Genomic DNA, 20,330 nt, shown 5'->3' on the forward strand with positions numbered 1-20,330 from the left:
TCGAGCTTTTCTGTACCCAAAAACCTGGCATACATATGAATGTGCTTCCCCGGAACTTCCAGGGAGGCGCATTCATTGACTATCTAGAGCGCGCCCTCAGTGATGGGGGTGTTCAGGGTTGCGTTCTCGGTGCAGCTGTACAGCGCCGCAGAACCGGGGGAGCGCACGCCCGCGGTCGGGTTCGCGTTCTTCGCGGTGGCAAGTGCGAAGTCAGAAACCACTTCGTGGTTAATGTAGCTGCCGCCTGCGCCACCGCCACTGCTCAGGGCGCTGAGCGAGTAGATGTTGCCCTCGTTCTCGAACTGCACCTGGCGGCCGAAAACGCTCTCGCGGTACGCACCGATGGTCCAGATGTTCAGGCCTGCGCCGCCGCCGCCGTAGCCAGCGCCTCCGCCGGATGCTACAGAGGTGAGGGAGAGCTTGCCGTGGGTGCGGGAGAGCAGTGCGCCGGAGCCACCCTTGCCGCGGTAGGAGCCGGTTGCGTCCGCGCCGCCGGTGCCCTTCTCGCCCTCGACCACGGAGTCACCCTCGTACATGTAGTAGCGAGGGAAGTCGTAGGTTTCGAACCAAGGGTCGGACATGGGCATGAGCTTCAGCTCGTTATTCTCGTCGAGAACGCCGACCAGCGCCTCACCGAGGGTACCCGCCACGCCGGAGCGGCCAGCGGTACCGCCGGTGACCATGAAGCGCATGTCGAGGGTCTTGTCATCCTCGTCGAGGGGCTTGAACTCCTGGTAGGGGCTTGCCATGAGCATGCCACCCTGACCGGTGTTGTCGGTGCCCAGGTCGCCGCCTGCGCTACCGCCTGCGGTGGTGGATGCGTCACGGCCGTCCAGCGCTACGCGCAGTGCCGGGTTCAGCTGGTCCTTGGGCTGAGTATCGAAGACGCCCTGGTGGGTGGTGAGGGTGCCGAGCTGTGCGCCGCCACCACCGGCACCTGCGACAGCAACAATGGTGACTGCGCCGTCGCGAACGAGTTCGACCGCGGAGGAACCGCCGCCGGATGCGCCGTACACGTAGCCGCTATCAGTGCCCACTACCTGCGCGCTACCGGTTGCTTTGCTAGAACCGGTGGAGTCGCCGCCTGCCGCGTAGCCTTCGCCGCCGAGTGCGGGCTGTGCGCCGGCTGCGGAGCCGACGCCACCGTTACCCGCCCAGACGCGCAGGATGTCGCCGGACTTAACCGCCAGAACGCCGCTGAGCTGTGCACCGGCACCGCCGCCAGCCAGGGCCGCGTTCGTGACGTCGGTCAGGTATTGGGGAGTGAAGGAGGTTGCGGCACCGCCGGCGCCTCCCACGAGGTCGAATCGTACTCGTCCAACGCCTTCAGGGACGAGCCATTCGGTGTATGCGCCAGCCTTGTCGTCGTAGCCGGTTACAGTCGGCTTGAGGGTGAGGGCGGGGGAGCAGGTGGGCTCGCCGCTTGCCGCCCATGCGGGGACGGTTGCGCTGGCGAGGATAACGGGGGCGCTCCATGCCGCGCCCTGTACGAGGCGACGGCGTGAAAAGCGTGATGCAGTGTTGTGATGTGTCATATTTGGGGTCCTCCGGTAGTTCGCGGATGCAGCCGCGAAGTGACCTGTGGCTGGTTGCGATACGCCGTGGTTTTCGGTTGACTTTCGAATATTTACGGTGATGTTGAAGTGAATTTTTGAAGTTGAAGTGAAGCAGGAAGCCGAACCGTTTTAGTTGGGCGATATCGCAAGGTTGTATGCAGTGAATGTACGCCCGTTCCCTGCCGTGAGGCTCCGTACTGCATGGAGTGACGGCAATGCCGGCGCCGATGCCGCAGTTGAGAGCTGGTTGGTTTCTCCTTGAGAGTGGAGGCACCGCTCAGCGGGCACGAGTGTGCACGCTATTGTAGGGGCGAGGTTGCTCTCAAGTTCAAATTTGTGCGTCAAAAAGAAGAAACTAACGTCAAATTTTGGCGAAGAACCAGAAAATATTTGCATTAGTGTGAATATTTGTGTATCTTTTTGTCTTTTCCAGCTCTGATTCTGAGGAGGGGTCAGAGCGGTTTTTCACATACACAACAGAGCAAAATCTCAGTCACGAGTTCCAAAGGTTCTTCAGTGTTTGGAGCACCTTTACGCAGGGCTTAGAATAATGATGAATATATGCGCCCGTTTCGCCCTGCTACCGGCAGGGGCGCGGCACGACAGAACGCGGCGCATCGGCACACTGTTAAAGTTCGGCCTAAACCAGCCGACTCCACAAAGGATTTTTAATGACTGAGAACATCAGCAAGCTTCGCATTGAAGGTGGCACTCCGCTCGTTGGTGAGGTTCACGTTCGAGGCGCCAAGAACCTGGTGCCCAAGGCGATGGTCGCAGCACTGCACGGTTCGACCCCCTCGACCCTGCGTAACGTTCCCGACCTGAGTGATGTTGAAATCGTTACCACCCTCGTGGAGCTGCACGGTGCAAAGGTCGACTACGACCGCGAAGCTGGTGTTCTGACACTCAACCCCGCACAGGATGCAACCACCGCCGCAAAGAACGCAGAGGAGATTCAGCTCTTCGGTGGTAATTCCCGCATCCCGATTCTGATGGTGGGCCCGCTGCTACACACCCTCGGTACCGCACGCATCCCCAACCTGGGTGGTTGCAAGATCGGTGACCGCCCCATCGACTACCACATGTCTGCACTGCGCAAGTTCGGCGCAGTCGTTGAGAAGGACGACGAAACCGGCACCACCCTGATCGTTCCCGAAGAGGGTCTGAAGGGTGCAGAGATTGTGCTGAACTACCCCTCCGTGGGTGCTACCGAGCAGGTTCTGCTCACCGGTGTGCGCGCTAAGGGTAAGACCATCCTGCGCAACGCAGCGATTGAGCCTGAGATTATTGACCTAATCGCTGTTCTGCAGAAGATGGGCGCAATCATCTTCATTAACGAGGACCGCACCATCGTCATTGAGGGCGTGGACGAGCTGACCGGCTACGATCACGCGTCCCTGCCCGACCGTAACGAGTCCGCTTCGTGGGCTTCTGCAGCGCTGGCTACCGGCGGCGACATTTTCGTGCGCGGCGCAGCTCAGAAGGATATGACTGCGTTCCTGAACCAGTTCCGTAAGATGGGCGGCCTGTACGAGGTGACCGCTGATGGTATTCGCTTCACCCACCCGGCTCAGCGCACCCCCGGTGCAGAGCTGAAGCCCATCGTTTTTGAGACCAACGTGCACCCCGGCTTCATGACCGACTGGCAGCAGCCCCTCGTGGTGGCGCTGACCCAGGCTAAGGGCGCGTCCATCGTGCACGAGACCGTGTACGAGGAGCGTTTCGGCTTCACCAACGCCCTGAAGCAGATGGGCGCAGATATCGTTGTTATGCGCGATTGCGTGGGCGGCGCACCCTGCCGTTTTGAGGGTAAGGGTTACGGCCACTCCGCTATTATTTCTGGCCCCACCCCGCTGACCGGCGCTGATATTGAGGTTCCGGATCTGCGCGGCGGCTTCTCCCACATCATTGCTGCTCTGGCCGCTAAGGGCACCTCTCACGTGAGCGGTGTTGAGCTGATTGCTCGCGGCTACGAGAACTTCGAGGAGAAGCTCAAGGGCCTGGGTGCCAACTTTGAGGTGCTGGCACGCAAGGCGTCGAAGGCTCCCAAGCCCGATGCAGCAATCGTCGTTGTTGAGCCCGAGGAAGTTGAGGTTCAGGGTTAATGAGCGGACAGCAGGGAAAGCAAGCGCTGCCGGAGATTGAGCCCACCGCTTACGGTGACGCTCTGTACAAGGTGCTCGGTAACGCCGCACGCGGGCTGTACAAGCTCATCGCGCGCGTTGAGATTACCGGCCGCGAGAATCTGCCTTCCAGCGGCGGGTACATTATCGTGGCTAACCACACCACCGAGCTTGACCCGGTGACCGTGGCTTTCCCTGCTTTCGTTGAGGGCGCCCTGCCGCGCTTCTTGGCGAAGGATTCGCTGTTCCGTGCTCCCGTGCTCGGCTACATTATGCGCAAGCTCGCGCATATTCCTGTGGTTCGTGGTTCGGTGGATGCGCGTAAGTCCCTGATTACTGCCCGCAAGATTGTTGAGGCTGGCGGTGCCGTCGTGATTTTCCCGGAGGGCACCACCACCCACGATCCGCAGCTGTGGCCCATGCAGGCGCGTACCGGTGCGGCTCGTCTGGCTCTTGCGACTGGTGCACCCGTCTACCCGGTGGCGCACTGGGGTGACGAGCAGATTCTCGGTTATGTGGATGAGGCTGGCGAGGACGGCCGCATCAAGGAGAAGCGTAAGATTTCGCTGTTCCCGCGCAAGACCGTTCGCGTGAAGGTTGGCAAAGCGCTGGATATCGCCTCCCTCGTTGAGGATGCCAGCCCCGAGGCTAAGCACACCCGCACCGAACTGGGCGTGGTCACCGACGCCATGCTGGACGCTATTACCGCCGAGCTGGAGAAGATCCGCGGCGAGAAGGCTCCTGAGGGTCGTTGGAACCCCCGCACGAAGCGTCGTGAAGCACCCGGTACCCCTTCGGGTCCGGTTGGTGGCGCGCTCGGCGAACCGGACGAAAAGTAGCATCCCAGCTGGGAAAATCGTAGAGGCCCTGACAGGAGCCGCGGCTATTTGCTGAGGCGCCTGTCAGGGACTCGCACAATAACTTCGCAAGGAAGAGAAGCAGGTGTTTTCGTGACCTTCTTTGGACGCACCCCCGCAGCAAGCCCTGAATTTACCCCTCCGGCAACCGTACAGTCTATTGCGGTGCTCGGCGCCGGTAGCTGGGGCACCGCTTTCGCTAAGATCGCGGCGGACGCTGCCCGCGAGCGCGGCGATGACACCCGCGTGACCCTCATCGGTCGTGATGAGCAGGTGATGGCTGAGTGCGAGCGCACCCGCGAGAATGCCCGCTATTTTCCGGGAATGAAGCTGCCGGATAACATGCACTTCACGGCGGATGCCCCCGCGGCGCTTGCCGGTGCGGATATTGTGGTTCTTGCCCTGCCCGCGCAGGTTCTGCGTTCGCAGTTGCAGAGCTTCGCCCGCTATATTGAGCCGAACGCCATGCTGGTGTCTTTGGCGAAGGGTTTGGAGACCGGTACGGGTCTGCGCATGTCGCAGGTCATTACCGAGGAACTGGAAGAATCCATGGCTCTGCGCGGTGCTGATCTGCGCGCGATTGGCCATATTCCGCACCGCGTGTGCGTGCTGTCGGGCCCGAACCTGGCGAAGGAAATCATGGGGGAGGAGCCTACCGCCTCCGTGGTTGCGGCTCGTACCCTGCCGGTGGCTGAGGCTGTTGCTCACGCGATTGCGTGCGGTTACTTCCGCCCGTACACCAACACGGATGTGGTGGGTACTGAAATTGGTGGCCTGGTGAAGAACGTGATTGCCCTTTGCGTGGGTATTTGCGAAGGCCGCAATTATGGCGATAACTCGAAGGCGTCCATTATGACGCGCGGTCTGGCGGAGATTACCCGCCTGGCGGTGGCGTTGGGCGGCGAGGCTGCGACGATGAGCGGTCTTGCCGGTATGGGCGACTTGATTGCGACCTGCTCTTCGCCGCTGTCTCGTAACCACACGGCGGGCCGCCTGCTGGCTCAGGGTGTTACCCCTGACCGCCTGCACGAGCATATGAGCCAGACCGCTGAGTCGATTAAATCGGCGCCGGTGGTGGCTGAGCTGGCTCGCCGTCACGGCGTGGAGATGCCCATTGTTGAGGCTGTGGTGGCTGTGCTTTCGGGCAGTATTGGCATTGAGGAGTTAGCGCCTCAGCTGCTGGGTCGCCGCCTCAAGCATGAGGGCCACTAAGGTTAAAGCTTTCTGGTGTGCTGGCACCCCTTGATTCGGGTTGTGTGCCAGGACATACTAGAAGAAGATTGAATGTAAACATCCAAGGACGGATACCGTTGCGGAAAACCGGTGCGTGAGAAACGCATCAGTGACCGCGACGGTATTCGTGCGTTAGGATTATTGACGCATTGCCGTTCCACCTTCCGGACCTAAGGGTAGGGGAACATTGACTAGGAGAAATATATGACCGAGAAGAAGACCGTCGCCCTGCTGTGCGGTGGCCGCTCCTCCGAGCACCCGATTTCGCTCATTACCGCTGCCGGCGTTCTGGGCGCTATTGACCGCACCGCCTACGACGTCATCACTATCGGTATTACCCGTGACGGCCGCTGGTACCTGACCGACGAGCAGCAGCTTGCCGAGCTGACTGCTGGCACACGCGGTACCGCAGAGTTCCCCGAGGGTACCCAGCAGGTGTTCCTGCCGATGGGCGCCGGCGATTCCCGCCTGACCCTGGTGGATACTGAGGGTAACGTTACCCGCACTGCACCGGTAGACGTTGTGTTCCCGCTGCTGCACGGCCCCTTCGGCGAGGACGGCACCGTGCAGGGTCTGCTGGAAATGGCTGACCTGCACTATGTGGGTTGCGGTGTGACCGCATCCGCTGTGGGCATGGATAAGCACTTCATGAAGGTTGCTTTCGAGTCTGCTGGCCTGGAGGTCGGCCCCTACGAGGTCATCACCAACCGCCAGTGGGAGCACGAGGACCGCGAGCAGATTCTGGAGCGCGTGCTGAAGCTGGGCTTCCCCATGTTCGTGAAGCCGACCCGCGCAGGTTCTTCCTTCGGTATTACCAAGGTGGATTCGGTGGAGGAGCTCGTGCCCGCGATTGAAGAGGCACGCCGCCACGACCCGAAGATCATTATTGAGGCGGGTATTGTGGGCCGCGAAATCGAGTGCGCTGTGCTCGACGGTCACCACGGCGAGATGCCCCGCGCATCCTACCCCGGCGAGATCGAGGTTGTGGATCAGGACCACGGTTTCTACGACTTTGAGGCGAAGTACGTCTCTGAGTCCTCGGCCGTGACCGTGTGCCCGGCGAACCTGCCGCAGGACGTGCAGGAGCGCCTGCGCGAACTGGCGGTGAAGGCATTCCTGGCGCTGGACGGCGAGGGCCTGTCGCGTGCGGACTTCTTCTACACCGAGGACGGCCGCCTGGTCATCAACGAGGTGAATACCATGCCCGGTTTCACCCCGATTTCGATGTACAAGACCATGTGGGAGAACACCGGTATCTCTTACACTGATCTGATTAGCGAGCTGCTGACCCTGGCGATGGAACGCCCCCTGGGTCTGCGCTAGTTCTTGAGGTAGCGCTAGTTCTTGGGCGCGCTGTCGTTTTGACTGCGCTCAGTTATTGAATACGTAACGGCGGGGGAGTAGCCTCTGTTGTAAAGCGCCTCGGTGCGGATTCTTGAGGGATTCGCGCCGGGGCGCTTTTTGCGCGGTGGGCAAGTTAATGCCTTTGTGGGAAGGGTAATTGGTACGTATTGAGCCCCAAAAGCTTATGAGAATCGCTCGTTTTTCACTCATGAGAAAAATCACTTACATTCGCCTCGGGGTCGCTTGGATGGTGGAGTGCAAGTTTTAAATTGGCACTGATAAGGCAAAACGTAATTCTGCTCACAAGTGCATGAAATGATGCTTCTAGGTAATGAAAAGATGTTGTTGATGGTCGTTGCACATCTTGAAGCTCAAAGATTGGTATGAAAGCGCTAAAATGAGTAATGAAGAAAAAGCCGATTCGGTAGAATAGATGAAGGTATATCCAATCTGCCCTAGCGATTGGGTATCTATTCACTCACAACGTATCAGAAAGTCAAGGACAACCTTTGGGAAAACGAAACCGTAAGGTGGTCTCTGCGAGTCTGGCGACAGCACTGGTTGCTTCCGGAAGCCCATACGTAGCCTCATTTGCTCAAGATGTGCAGGAGGCTGCGTCTCAGGTTCCGCTCAACCCTGTCGGCACCGCAAGCCTAACCCTGGACCCCACCGCAAACGCGGCATCTTCCTCTCAGACGGCAGTACCCACGCTCGCAACCGTGAGCGCATGGCCCACCGCTCAGGGGGACAATAAGGCTGACAATGCGCAGGCAGAGCCCACCGCTCAGCCTAGCGCTTCTTCGAGCGCTCAGCCCACTGCTAGTGCTGAGCCTTCCGCAAGTGCTACGCCCAGCCCGGATGCGACTCCTACCCCGAACGCTACCGCGCAGCCTACTGCCGAGCCCACCGCTTCTGCTAGTGCGACTGCAAGCCCGAGTGCTACGGCGAGTCCTAGCGTAGAGCCCTCTAAGGATGCGACCGCTGAACCTACCGCTACGCCGACCGTAGCTCCTAGCGCAAGTGCTGAACCGAGTGTTGCTCCTACCGCAACTCCGACGGCTGAGCCGACTGTAGCTCCGACTGCGGAGCCTACGGTCCAGCCGACGGCAGAACCTACTGTTGCTCCCACTCCGGAGCCGACCGTTGCGCCTACTGTGGAGCCCACCGCGGAACCCACCAAGGATGCAACTCCTGAGCCTACTCAGGATCCGACCCCTGAGCCTACGGTAGAGCCCACCCCGGAGCCCACTCCCGAGCCGAATCCGGACCCCACTCCGGAACCGAACCCGGAGCCCACTCCTGAGCCGACCAAGGACGTAACTCCCGAACCGACCCCGGAGCCGACCCAGGACCCCGCTCCGGAACCGAATCCGGAGCCGACCCAGGATCCCGTCCCGGTTCCCGAGCCGACTAAGGACGTAACCCCGGAGCCTACTCAGGAGCCCTCTCAGGTTCCAGTTGTTCCGGCCCCGGTTCAGGATCCGACTCAGGAGCCCTCCAAGGAAGCTAAGCAGGAGCCGACCAAGGATGCGGTCATCCCCGTGATTCCGGTAGCTCCGGTAGAGGATAACAAGGACAGCTCGGACTCCAAATCGGTTACCCCGATCGAGACCGAACCTGTTGCTCCGATTCCTCCGGCGAACAACCCGGTGACCGTCCCCGGCAATCGTCAGGAAGTCTCTGGGGAAGATGTCATCATCTCCATTGAGCTTCCGCGACCGGGCAACTCCTCTGAATCCTCAAGTTCCTCTTCGGGATCTTCGAGCTCTTCACCGAGCAAGGCACCGAGCGACAGGCTTGATGGCGACGATGACGATCCGTTGCGTTCCGGCGGTACCACCCTTGGACGAATTGCAGCCAATAACGGCTCGAATGACTCCATCCCGGGTGCGGCAGACTGGGTTGCTGGATACCTCTCGCGCAATAAGACCGACGAGGACCACTCCCACGAGGTAAGCCCCTCGAGCTCCTCAAGCTCGGTATCGGCTTCGAAGTCGCCTAGCTCCTCCACCTCGGCTAGCGCCAGCCGCTCCGCAAAGAGCGTGGCAAAGGCTGACGGCGCGAACGCCGCCCAGGAGCAGGCCGTGAAGAATGCGGACGCGGACGATTCCGGACTTTCCGGCATTGCACCGCTGATCCTCTTCTCACTCATCGGTCTGGTGCTGATTGCTCTGGCAATCCGCTACTTCAGCCGCGGAGCATAAGGCGAACATAACGCGTAAGAATACGCGATAATAGAGGATGTGAATCCTCAGACTTTTAGCGAAACGCGGGACAACCCCATGCGAGAGACACCTCTCTCAAAGCTGGGGGAGTCCCGCGTTCTGCGCGCTTTCATGCCGATTATCAACGCCCACAACGAGCAGGTTGCCGCTGCGGCACGCCAGGCGGGGCGCATCGAACCCCTCGAGGTGGGCCCCGGTGACGATTGTGCCGTCCTTGCCGTGCCTGCGCCCGGTCAGCGTACCGTGGTCACCACCGACACTCTCGTTGAGGACCAAGACTTTATGAACCTGTGGCCCGGCGGCATCGCACGGGCGGGGGAGGCCGGTGAGCTCATTCTGGAACCCGCCCGCAGTAGCGGCTACGATGTGGGGCGCAAAGCCGCGACCCAGAACCTTGCCGACGTTGCCGCCATGGGTGCGCGCCCGGCGAGCCTCTTCATCTCTTTGAGCCTGCCTGGTAGCACGCCTTACGGCTGGATTGACGGCTTCGCCCACGGCATTGTGGACGGAATCAACGCCTGCGGAGCCACCGAATGCGTGATTGGCGGCGGCGATATTGGCGACTCCACCGAGATGTCGGTGACCGTCACCGCCCTCGGCTATACGGATCGCGCCGTGCTGCGCTCCGGCGCACGCCCCGGTGACACTATCGCCCTGGCGGGATCCACCGCCTGGTCCGATGCCGGTCTGCGCCTGCTGCTCAACCCGCTCTCCCTGCCCGCCACGGCACTGCTGCGTGCCATCGCCGCAGGTCAGGATGCTGAGGCGGCGCTGAGTGCGGTGGCCCAGGCGTGGGATCAGCGGCAAGCTGAGAAGCAAGCTGAAGGCTCTGGCGCTCTTCCCGAGGGGCTCATCGAGCTCGCCCGCACCCTCACCCCGGAAGATGCCGCGCACATGATTGCGGTCTGCGAGCGCGCCGTCGAATCACAGCACCACCCGGTCAGCCCCATCCCCGCCGGTGAGGTGGCACGCCAGCATCAGGCAAGCTCCATGCTGGATCTTTCCGACGGGCTCGTAAAGGACGCCGGGCGAGTTGCCGCCGCCTCCGGGGTGCAGATGCGCCTCGACCGTGCCGCCGTGGATACGTTCGCCGAGCCGCTGCTACCGTTGGCGCGCCTGCTGCTGGCGATTGGTGAGCGCAATGAGGCGGGGGAGAGCCCTGCATCCCTGGCGCGCACCTTCGTGCTGGTTGGCGGTGAGGACCACGGCCTGCTGGCGACCTTCCCCGGTGAGGTGCCCGAAGAGTTCGTGCCCCTGGGCACCTGCGTTGCGGACGCCCCGGAGCGCGGTCTGAGCGCTGAACTCTACGGTGCCGAGCGCCGCCACAATGCGGTGACCGGCGCGGCGGTCGTCATGGACGGCCGCTCCCTGGACGGCATGGGCTGGGAACACTACGGGGCTTCCGCGTAGGAGCTCCGCCGAGTGTTGCCGAGTGCCGCGAGGCGCGTGCGGTTTATATGTTTAGTCCGTGCTTTCATCCCGCGGGATAGGTAGCGGACAATACCGTACATTTAACCGAAATTACCTAGAATAGAAGTACGAAATAGGCTGGATTCCGCCCGTGCCGCGGGCGCTGAGAAATCAGTCGGGAACTAACCGGGAAATCAGTCGGGAACTAGCCACAAACTCAGCCGAGAACCGCGCGAAACTGACGAAACCGACGAAACTGACGAGGAGGGTAGCGTGAACGCAGAACAGAACCAGCGCACCGAAGAGCGCGAGATTTACCGCCGCGCCTGCGTGCGTGCCTACCGCTTCGGCGTAGCGTGGTCCACCGCTGCCCGCACCACCATCGAACGCTACCGCGAGGCGCTCAACGAACTCAACGGGTTCCCCGTGCCCGATAAGGACACCGGCTCCAATATCGCCCACACCCTGCTGACCCTGACCGAAGAGTTTGAGCGGGGCATGGAGCAGGTTCTGCCCGGTGAAATTCTTTCTAGTGAGGTTCTTCCCGCGGGCGAAATTCTTGGCGGGGAGGGCACCTCTGACGGGGAAACCCTCGCCCACCTGTGGGTGCAGCTAGGCGGCATCTACGAGCACGCGATTATGCGTGCATCCCGCGTGGCACGCGGCAACTCCGGCACCCTGCTTTGCGCCTGGGCGCTGGAGGCGGTGCGCAGCTACTGGTTCCTGCCCGGCAATCTCTCCCAGGAACTTGGTGAGGCGGCTGCCGAGTTGCCGCTCGTGCGCGCCCTGGAAGTAGACTACGAAGCTGTGATTGCCGGCGGCTCCCTGCCGAAGCACCGCGAAGTGAAGCTGGAGTACGCCCACGCGGAGGCGCGCGCGATGGCGTTCGCGGCTGAGCGTATTCGTGCCAGCGTGGGGGAGCAGATGGTGCCCTCCACGATGCTGTCGGTCATGGTGGAGCTCGCCCGCCTGGACGCACACTATGATGCATCACAGGACGCAGAAGCCGCTGACGAGGTGCTGAAAGAGCGTCGACGTGCGCTGATGCGTGCCGCTCTGGAACGTACCGCGCAGTTCCCGCCCTCGCCCGAGCTTGCCGGTTTCGTGGATGCCGGTGCGCTCGGCTTCTACCTTGCCGTGGTGCACTCCAACCCGCGTTGGGAGGGGGCGACCCTGAACGAGGCGCAGGTGGAGTCCATGCTGCGTGCACCCTCTGCCGGTGTGACTTCTGTAGCCGGTTCTGCGGCACGAGTGGGTTCTGAACAGGCGGGCGCTGAACCTGCCGAGCACGCAGAAGGTGGGCACGCAGAACACGCGGGGCAGAGCGGCTGGGAGCTCATGGGTACGCTGACCTGCGAGCCCCTCGCCCTGGCGCAGCTACGCCCCGAACTTGAAGCCATGGGCGACAGCCTGCTCATTACGCCCCTAGACATGGCGGCTGGACTCTGGGCACTGCACGTGCACGTGCCCGACATCGACCCCGCCCGCGAGCTGATTATGGGCTACGGTCAGTGGTCGGATGAGCGTATTTCCTCCCTGGCGGACGGTCGTCACGCCGACCACGCGTGCGGTGCGGAGGGCAGCGCATGAGCCCCGCCCGACGTTCCGTAAATCCACAACAGGAAGCCCTGGACTTGGGGCTTCATGAGCCTGCTCCCGCCAAAACTAAGCCGACAAATTCTAAACCCGCGAAGGTTGAGGTAGCGCAGGGTGAGCCCGTAGATTCTGAGCCCGTAGATTCTGAGCCCGTAGATTCAACGGTTGTGGAGCCTGCCCGTGCTGGTTCCGCGACCCGAGCTCGGCAGCGGAAAAAGGATGCGCCGCTACTGAGCGATGAACAGCTCCGCACCACCGCAGAGCTGACCGTGCGTGATCTTGCCGCCTACGCCCGAGGCGAGGTGAGCCGCGCCGAGCTGAGCGAACGCGCGGCACAGCGCGCCAGCGCCACCTACCGTAAGGCGCTCAAGACGCTCAAGCATTCGCTGGGTCCCGCTGCGCACACCATGACCGATGACGCTATCTACGAGCTGGTCGATATTGCGTTGGCGGCGCGGCAGGCTACTCAGCCGGAAGCACATCAGCCGGGGGAACCTGCACGGAAAGCACCCGCCCAGAAGAAGCCAGCGCAGAAGAAAACAGTTCAGAAGGAACCTGCTCAGAAGGAACCGAGCCCGCGGGAGAGCGAAACTCCCGTTCGGGCTACTTCGGCGCGCTCGCAGAAGGTAGAGAAGGCGAGCGAAGAGGGCAAGCAGAAGAGCGCGCCGCAGAAGAATGCGCCGAAGAAGATCGAGCCCGAGGCGGAAGCTGAAAAGCCTGCACCCAAAAAGCCTGCATCCAAAAAGGTCGTAGCGAAGAAGACAGTTCCCGCAAAGAAAGCAACCGAATCCAAAGTTTCGGTGAAGAGGGCAGCTGACTCCAAGATCGCCGCGCCGAAAAGCCCTGCGCCGAAAACCACGCTGAAGAAAGCACCCGCTCATAAAGCTTCTGCAAAGAAGGCAACCGCTGAGAAGCCCGCATCAGCCGCCGCGGAGGCTAAGAGTCGTGCCCTGGCGCGCTACGCCTCCGAAGATCGCATCGAAAATGCGCCGCTCAAAAAGTATCTGCCAGCGCCCAGCGCCAAGGCAATCTCCACGCACCTGGACCTGCACACCGTCGGAGAGATGCTCGAATACTTCCCGCGCAAGTACCTGCCGCGCGGTGAGCTCAGCTCCTTCGCAGAGCTCGTTGAGGGCCAAGACGTCACCATCATCGCCCGCGTGGTGCACGTGAGTACCCGAACCATGGCGGCGCGCCGCGGCAAAATCACGGAAGTGACCATCACTGACCGGCTCTCCGACGCCACCGGGCAGGAGACACCCGCCGGTTTTGGTGCCGCAGGTTTTGGGGCTGGTGGTCCTGTATCCGTGGTGCCCGGGCGCGCTAACCGCCCCGGCGCATCCGGAGTATCCGGCGCGCCCGCGCAGAACTGGCAAGCAACCGGGATGCACAACCCGCGCATCAACGCGCTCGCTAACTCCACGCACAACCCTGCCGCCCAGATTCCCAGCGCTCAGATTCCCAGCGCCCAGAACCCGGCACAGGGCGGGGGAGCGCAACCCGCCTCCTACCGCGGCTACGCAGATAGCTACGGGCAGGGTGGCTTCGCACAGGATAGTTTTGCGCAGGGAGGCCTCTTTGGCGTGCCCGCACCCAGCATGACGAATCCCGGTGCGCTCATTGGCTCGCAGATGAAGCTCTCCTTCTTCAACGCCTGGACCGCCGCCCGCGAAATCCACGAGGGCGAAACCATGATGTTCTCCGGCAGGGTCGGCATCTACCGCGGCGAATACACCCTCACCAACCCGCACTACGCCCTGCTCTCGAAGGACGCCTCCGGCGCGGACGTCACCGACGCCGCCACCGCCCCCGTGCCCGTCTACCGCGCCCCCGTGAAGCTGCCCACCGACCGCATTAGTGGCTACATGGTGCAGCTGCTCGAAAAGGCGCCGCTCAAAGAACTTGAAGACCCGGTACCCTACACGATTCGTCGCGCCCGCAAGGTGCCCTCGCTGGAGTGGACGTACCGCGCCCTGCACACCCCCGACTCGGAGGACACCTGGCGTGCCGCGCAGGCGCAGATGCGTTACCGCGAGGCGTTCGTGCTGCAGAGCGCGCTCGCCCGCCTGCACTCGGTGCGTGCCGCGCACCTGACCCAGCCGCGCCCCGCCGTGGAGGGCGGCCGCCCCGCCGTGGAGGGCGGCCTCGCCGATCAGCTGCTTCAGGTTCTGCCCTACGAGCTGACCGAGGGGCAGCAGAAGGTGGGCGCTGAGATTGCCGCGGATTTGTCGAGTGAATCGCCCATGAACCGCCTGTTGCAAGGTGATGTGGGTTCCGGTAAGACCGTGGTGGCTCTGCGCGCCATGCTGCAGGTTGCCGATGCGGGCGGCCAATCCGCGATGCTCGCCCCGACCGAGGTGCTTGCCGAGCAGCATTTGCGTTCGGTGCTGGACATCCTGGGGGATATGGCGGCGCCCGAAGACTCTGACGCTGACGATTCTGCCGCCGGTTCCGCCGAGGGAATCCCCGCGGGGAGCGGGGCGGAACCCGGGCGTGTGCGTGTGCGCCTGCTGACCGCCTCCATGGGTACCCGCGCCAAGCGCAAGGTACTGCAGGAGCTTGCCGACGGCACCGCCCAGATCGTGATTGGCACCCACGCCCTGCTTTCCGATGAGGTGAGCTTCCACGATTTGGGTCTGGTCGTCGTGGACGAGCAGCACCGTTTCGGCGTAGAGCAGCGCGACAGCCTGCGCGGCACCGGCGGCGCCCTGCCGCACCGCCTGGTCATGACCGCAACGCCTATTCCTCGTACCGTCGCCATGACCGTGTTCGGTGACCTGGACGTATCCGTGCTCGACACCCTGCCCGCGGGCCGCCAGAAAATCTCAACGCACGTGGTGCCCCTCGCCGAGAAGCCCGCCTGGGCGTCCCGGCTGTGGAGGCGCGCCCGCGAAGAAATTGATGCGGGCCACCAGGTGTACGTTGTCGTACCCAAAATCGGGGAGGACGGCGACAGCCTGGAGGAAGGCGCCGCGTTTTTTGGCGCATCCAGCCTGAACGGTGCTGGAACTGGCGCGGGCGCGGGCAACTCTGCCCAGGGCTATTTCGGTCAGGGCGGTAGCACGAGTAGCGATGGCAAGGTTCAGCTGACCTCGGTCGCCTCAATGTACTCTTACCTGAGTGCTGAGGACGCCCTCGTCGGCGTGCGTATCGGCACCCTGCACGGCCGCATGGACCCGGCGGAGAAGACCGCCGTCATGACCGCTTTCGAGCGCGGCGAAATTGACCTGCTCATCAGCACCACCGTCATTGAGGTGGGCGTGAACGTCCCGAACGCCACGCTCATGATCATCATGGACGCCGACCGTTTCGGCATCTCTGGCCTGCACCAGCTGCGCGGTCGTGTGGGCCGCGGCGGCTATGCGGGCACCTGCCTGCTGGTTACCCGCCAGGAGGAGGGCGGCGTGTCCCGAGAGCGTCTGGATGCGGTCGCCTCCACCACGGACGGCTTTGAGCTTTCCCGCATCGACCTGGCGCAGCGCCGTGAGGGTGATATTCTGGGTGCTGCACAATCGGGCTCGAAGAGTACCCTGCGGTTCTTGCGGGCGCTCGCCGATGCCGACATTATTGAGCGTGCCCGCGAGGATGCCCGCTCGGTGGTGGAGAAGGACCCGACGCTGGCTAAGCACCCGTCGCTGGCGCGCACGATTGACCGCGCCCTGGACGCTGACCGTGAGGCGTTCCTCGGCAGGGGATAAGCGCGCAACGGGGCAGAACCCTCTGCCCGCCCACCAACCTGCGTTGCCCACCACTCGCTGAAACCGTGACGTCAACACACCACACTAGTTAAGAGGAGAGACCTATGAGCCGTATTATTTCCGGTGCCGCCGGAGGCGTTCGCCTTGCCTCGGTTCCGGGGGATAATACTCGCCCCACCACCGACCGGGTGAAGGAATCCCTCTTCTCGAAGCTAGAGAGCTACGACATTATTCGTGGCGCCCGCGTGCTGGATGCCTTCGGCGGCTCGGGTGCGCTGGGTTGCGAGGCGCTCTCGCGCGGTGCCGCCTCCGTGACTCTGCTGGACACGTACCCGAAGGCTGTTGCGGTGATTCGTAAGAACGTTGCCGCGGTGGAGAAGGCGATGGGCCGCACCGGTTCTTCTGGTGCTACCGGTTCTGCGGCGCGCGTGCAGCAGTCTCAGGCGCTGACCTACGTGAAGTCCGCCTCCGGGCCGTGGGATCTGGTGTTTGTTGACCCGCCCTACGCCATGCCGAATGAGCAGGTCAGTGAGCTGCTGGAGGCGCTCACCCCCAAGCTTGCCGAGGGTGCCGTGGTCGTGGTGGAGCGTTCTTCGCGCGACCCCGAGCCGGTGTGGGGCGAGGGCCTGTACTGTTTTTCGACCCGTCAGCACGGCGAGACGGTTCTCTACTATGTGGAGCCTGACGAGGTGGAGGAGCAGGCGGGCGACGAGCCCGGCACGAACCTTGAGCCCGGCGAAGACGCTGAAGAGCTCGCCGCCTAAGATTGCCGCCGCATCTCACCGCCCGATCTTGCTACCTCAGCCTGCGCTCGTCCGCATGCCACTAACCCGCATCCTAAATTCACCCGCATCTACTCATTCCAACGTCTGATATTTATTCGTGAAGGGACCGCCATGATTGCCCTCTGCCCCGGATCTTTTGACCCCGTGCACCACGGCCACCTGGAAATCATTGCCCGCGCCGCTCAGCTCTTTGACGAGGTGATCGTGGGCGTGGCGCACAATAGCTCCAAGAAGTACCGTTTCTCCCTGGAGGAGCGCGTGCAGCTGGTGCGTGAGTCTCTGCAGGAGCTCGGCATTGAGGGTGTGAGCGTGGAGCCGATTCCGCCGGGCGTGCTGCTTGCCGAGTATGCGGCGGAGCGTGGCGCGAAGGTGCTGGTGAAGGGTCTGCGTTCGGCGACGGACTACAGTTATGAGGCTCCGATGGCGAGCATGAACCGCCACCTGGCGCAGGTTGAGACGGTGTTCTTGGCGGGTGAGGACCGCTACGGTGCGGTATCGTCCACGATTATTCGTGAGGTGGCGTCGCTGGGTGGTGATGTGACTCCCTTCGTGCCGGAGGCGGTCGCCCGCGCCCTGAAAAACGCCTAGAAAAACGCTTCATCAACCCAGGCGCACACCACCTTGTGCGCACCCATCCGACACGCCCACCGGCAGGGCCCCGGCAGAATAACTCGCACCGCCGACCGGGCACTTAAGTCCCCCAGTAGTAGCCCCGACCGGCCGATTAAATGCCGCGCGGCGCCTCCTTAAGGGAATATTTAAGAGGTGAGCGCCACTTAAAGAGATTTAAAAGGCGCTTAATCTTGATTAACGGTGCGAATGACCCCTAAAATGGGACTTTGGTTTATACATTTCGTAAGGAGAAACGCCATTTCACGTGCAGACGCATCGCCGCTGGTGGTATCGGTTACTAACCTGATTCACCGCCCCGGCACCATGGAAACTCTCGCTGAGGTCCTGCCCGCACCGGCAGACCTGGGTAACACGCTCATCGGCGTGGAAGAGGGTTCGGATATTGACCTCGATATTCGTATGGAGTCTGTTGTTGATGGTATCCTAGTTACCGGCTCCGTCGTTGTGGATGTACACGGCGAGTGTAGCCTCTGCTTGGATCCGATTGATTACGAGATGTCGGCCAATATTCAAGAGCTTTTCGTCTTTGAGAAGGCCCCGGCTGGCGGCCCCGAAGACGAAGTAGATGAGCAGTACGCCGTTGAGGATGATTCCATCGACCTTGAACCGGCTCTGCGGGACGCAGTAATCCTTCAACTGCCGTTCCAGCCTGTTTGTAGGGACACCTGCCAGGGTCTGTGCGCCGATTGCGGTGCGCGCCTGGAGGATGACCCCGGGCATCATCACGAGGTGTTGGATCCGCGCTGGTCGGCCCTGCAGGGCCTGCTCGGTGCAGATACCGAAAACTAAATTGTTGTTACTAGAGATTGTGAGATAGCTGTGGCTGTTCCCAAGCGCAAGATGTCCCGCGCTAACACCCGCGCACGCCGTTCCCAGTGGAAGGCATCCGTGCCCCAGCTGGTTAAGACCGTTGAAAACGGTCGCGTGACCTACAGCCTGCCCCACCAGGCAAAGGTTGTAACCGACGCTGCAGGCAACGCCCTGTTCCTGGAGTACAAGGGCCGTAAGGTTGCAGACGCCTAAGAAGCGGTGAATCCTTATGACTGAATTTCCTAGTGTTGATACTAGGGAGTTGCGTAAACGTCTCGGAGTCGATATCGACGCCGAGACGTTTTTGCTATCCCTAACCCACCGCTCCTACGCCTTCGAGAATCCCGGAGTGGAGCATAACGAGCGCCTGGAGTTCCTGGGCGATTCGGTGCTTTCCCTGGCGATCGCTGAAGAAGTGTACCGACGCTACCCCGACCTGCCCGAGGGTGAGCTCGTGAAGCTGCACCACGTGGTGGTGTCTACGGTGGCGTTGGCGAAGGTGGCACGCGACCTGGATCTGGGCAGGTACATCCTGCTCGGTAAGGGCGAGATTCACACCGGCGGCGCCGATAAGGACTCGATCCTTGCCGACACCATGGAAGCGATTTTTGGCCTGACCTACCTGGAGTGCGGTCGCGAGGCGGCTCGTGACCTGGTGCTGCGCCTGATTGCCCCGCTGCTCGACGATGAGAAGGTCCTGAACTCTGGACGCGACTGGAAGACTGAGCTGCTGAACCTCGCCACCGCCCGCGGCTGGGGAGACGTGCGCTACGAGGTCACCGGCGAGGGCCCCGACCACGCGCGCGTGTACACTGCGGTCGCTATTGTGGCGAACCAGCAGGCCGGTACCGGTGTGGGTCCGAGTAAGAAGGAGGCGGAGCGCCTTGCCGCTGAGCAGGCGTACCGCGTTCTGGTTTAGGCTCATTCAAGCATCCTGCAGGTCTGTTAGCTCTGTGGGCTCTTGATTCTGCAGCCCCGCTGATTGGAGGGAACCATGCCCGAACTGCCCGAGGTGGAAACCGTTCGCGCGGGCATCGCCGACCATTCGTTGGGTCGGCCCGTGCAGGCGGTGCGCGTGGTCGATGCCCGTTCGCTGCGCAGGCACCTGCCCGGTCCCGCCCACTTTGAGGCGGCACTCACCGGCAGGACGTTGCGCGGTGCATACCGCCGCGGCAAATACCTGTGGCTGACCCTGAGCGAGTCGGATGGCACGCTTGCCGACGAGGCGCTCGTGGTGCATCTGGGCATGAGCGGTCAGCTGCTCGTGCGCGATGAGCCGGGCAGTGACTCGGGTAATGATGCGGAGGCTCGCGCGGCCTTTGACGAGCAGCCGCGGCACCTGCGCGTGGCGCTCGAGCTAGGACCGGCGGGAGCTACCGGTGACACGGGAGCTACCGGCGGTGTGGCGAGCGTCAACCGGGCAAACACCGGGCAGCGGTTGCTCTTCGTGGACCAGCGCATCTTCGGCGGCATGTTCCTTAGCCGGCTGGTGCCGGACGTACCCGCGGCAGTTGCAGTGAATGAAGCAGCGGCGGATGAAGCAGCGCCGGGTGAAGTACCTGAGCGTTTTCTAGTACCGGAGGCGGTCAAGCACATTGCCCGCGACCCGCTGGACGAATTCTTCGACCCCGCGGCGGTGCGCCGCAAGTTCCTGCGCACCTCCAGCGGCATTAAGAAGGTGCTGCTGGACCAGTCGGTCATCTCCGGCGTGGGCAATATCTACGCCGACGAGGCGCTGTGGCGTGCGCGGCTACACTACGCGAAGCCCGCACGCACCCTCAGCGCCGCCCAAACCCGCGAACTGCTGGAGGCGGTCACGCAGGTGCTGCGCGAGTCCCTGGCGGCGGGCGGCACGAGCTTCGATGCCCTGTACGTGAACGTGCTGGGCGAGTCGGGCTACTTTGAGCGCTCGCTGAACGCCTACGGGCGTGCCGGGGAGCCTTGCCACCGTTGCGCGGAGGCGGGCCGCACCTCCCTGATAGTGCGTGAGCCCTTCCAGAACCGCTCGTCCTACCGTTGCCCGCACTGCCAGCGGGCGCCGCGTTCTCGCTAGATAAAGG

15 protein-coding genes are annotated in these 20,330 nt (G+C 62.5%); 14 read left to right on the forward strand and 1 reads right to left on the reverse strand.

Features of this window, described 5'->3' with window-relative positions; all coding sequences use genetic code 11:
• Positions 1-83: 83 nt before the first annotated feature.
• Positions 84-1,535: a transcriptional initiation protein Tat gene (locus tag HMPREF2836_RS03135; RefSeq protein ID WP_070629428.1), complete on the reverse strand. Its 1,452-nt coding sequence runs from the start codon at positions 1,533-1,535 to the stop codon at positions 84-86.
• A gap of 692 nt (positions 1,536-2,227) precedes the next feature.
• On the opposite strand from HMPREF2836_RS03135, the gene murA reads away from it, so the two are divergent.
• The 14 genes from murA to mutM all read left to right on the forward strand — a co-directional run bounded on the left by murA (position 2,228) and on the right by mutM (position 20,323).
• On the forward strand, positions 2,228-3,661 hold the full coding sequence (gene murA, locus HMPREF2836_RS03140; RefSeq protein WP_005505632.1) for a UDP-N-acetylglucosamine 1-carboxyvinyltransferase: 1,434 nt from the start codon (positions 2,228-2,230) through the stop codon (positions 3,659-3,661).
• Complete coding sequence (locus HMPREF2836_RS03145; RefSeq protein ID WP_005507450.1) at positions 3,661-4,518, forward strand: lysophospholipid acyltransferase family protein; 858 nt, start codon at positions 3,661-3,663, stop codon at positions 4,516-4,518. The genes murA and HMPREF2836_RS03145 overlap by 1 nt, the downstream gene beginning before the upstream one ends.
• Positions 4,519-4,629: 111 nt before the next feature.
• Positions 4,630-5,748 carry an NAD(P)H-dependent glycerol-3-phosphate dehydrogenase gene (locus HMPREF2836_RS03150; RefSeq protein ID WP_070629429.1) on the forward strand — a complete coding sequence of 373 codons (1,119 nt, stop codon included), beginning with the start codon at positions 4,630-4,632 and terminating at the stop codon, positions 5,746-5,748.
• 225 nt (positions 5,749-5,973) lie between these two features.
• On the forward strand, positions 5,974-7,092 hold the full coding sequence (locus HMPREF2836_RS03155; protein WP_070629430.1) for a D-alanine--D-alanine ligase family protein: 1,119 nt from the start codon (positions 5,974-5,976) through the stop codon (positions 7,090-7,092).
• A gap of 530 nt (positions 7,093-7,622) precedes the next feature.
• On the forward strand, positions 7,623-9,317 hold the full coding sequence (locus HMPREF2836_RS03160; protein ID WP_070629431.1) for a hypothetical protein: 1,695 nt from the start codon (positions 7,623-7,625) through the stop codon (positions 9,315-9,317).
• Positions 9,318-9,395: 78 nt separating this feature from the next.
• Complete coding sequence (locus tag HMPREF2836_RS03165) at positions 9,396-10,748, forward strand: thiamine-phosphate kinase (protein WP_070629432.1); 1,353 nt, start codon at positions 9,396-9,398, stop codon at positions 10,746-10,748.
• 273 nt (positions 10,749-11,021) lie between these two features.
• Positions 11,022-12,338 (forward strand): DAK2 domain-containing protein, encoded by a 1,317-nt coding sequence (locus tag HMPREF2836_RS03170; protein WP_070629433.1) that lies wholly within the window; start codon positions 11,022-11,024, stop codon positions 12,336-12,338.
• On the forward strand, positions 12,335-16,042 hold the full coding sequence (locus HMPREF2836_RS09100) for a helicase-related protein (protein WP_083309151.1): 3,708 nt from the start codon (positions 12,335-12,337) through the stop codon (positions 16,040-16,042). Before HMPREF2836_RS03170 ends, HMPREF2836_RS09100 begins: the two co-directional genes overlap by 4 nt.
• A gap of 104 nt (positions 16,043-16,146) precedes the next feature.
• Positions 16,147-16,806 carry a 16S rRNA (guanine(966)-N(2))-methyltransferase RsmD gene (gene rsmD / locus HMPREF2836_RS03180; protein ID WP_070615964.1) on the forward strand — a complete coding sequence of 220 codons (660 nt, stop codon included), beginning with the start codon at positions 16,147-16,149 and terminating at the stop codon, positions 16,804-16,806.
• A 132-nt stretch (positions 16,807-16,938) separates the two neighbouring features.
• On the forward strand, positions 16,939-17,415 hold the full coding sequence (gene coaD / locus HMPREF2836_RS03185) for a pantetheine-phosphate adenylyltransferase (protein WP_060824643.1): 477 nt from the start codon (positions 16,939-16,941) through the stop codon (positions 17,413-17,415).
• A gap of 225 nt (positions 17,416-17,640) precedes the next feature.
• Positions 17,641-18,249 (forward strand): YceD family protein, encoded by a 609-nt coding sequence (locus HMPREF2836_RS03190; RefSeq protein ID WP_049337938.1) that lies wholly within the window; start codon positions 17,641-17,643, stop codon positions 18,247-18,249.
• A 30-nt stretch (positions 18,250-18,279) separates the two neighbouring features.
• On the forward strand, positions 18,280-18,483 hold the full coding sequence (gene rpmF / locus HMPREF2836_RS03195) for a 50S ribosomal protein L32 (protein WP_005505656.1): 204 nt from the start codon (positions 18,280-18,282) through the stop codon (positions 18,481-18,483).
• Positions 18,484-18,499: 16 nt separating this feature from the next.
• The gene (gene rnc / locus HMPREF2836_RS03200) at positions 18,500-19,189 is read left to right on the forward strand and encodes a ribonuclease III (protein ID WP_012903342.1); all 690 of its coding nucleotides are present in this window, start codon (positions 18,500-18,502) and stop codon (positions 19,187-19,189) included.
• A 75-nt stretch (positions 19,190-19,264) separates the two neighbouring features.
• A complete protein-coding gene (gene mutM, locus HMPREF2836_RS03205; RefSeq protein ID WP_070629434.1) occupies positions 19,265-20,323 on the forward strand; it encodes a bifunctional DNA-formamidopyrimidine glycosylase/DNA-(apurinic or apyrimidinic site) lyase in 1,059 nt (352 codons plus the stop codon).
• The last annotated feature ends 7 nt before the right edge of the window (positions 20,324-20,330 follow it).

The sequence above is a fragment of the Rothia sp. HMSC065C12 genome (assembly GCF_001812085.1).
Taxonomy (GTDB): domain Bacteria; phylum Actinomycetota; class Actinomycetes; order Actinomycetales; family Micrococcaceae; genus Rothia; species Rothia mucilaginosa.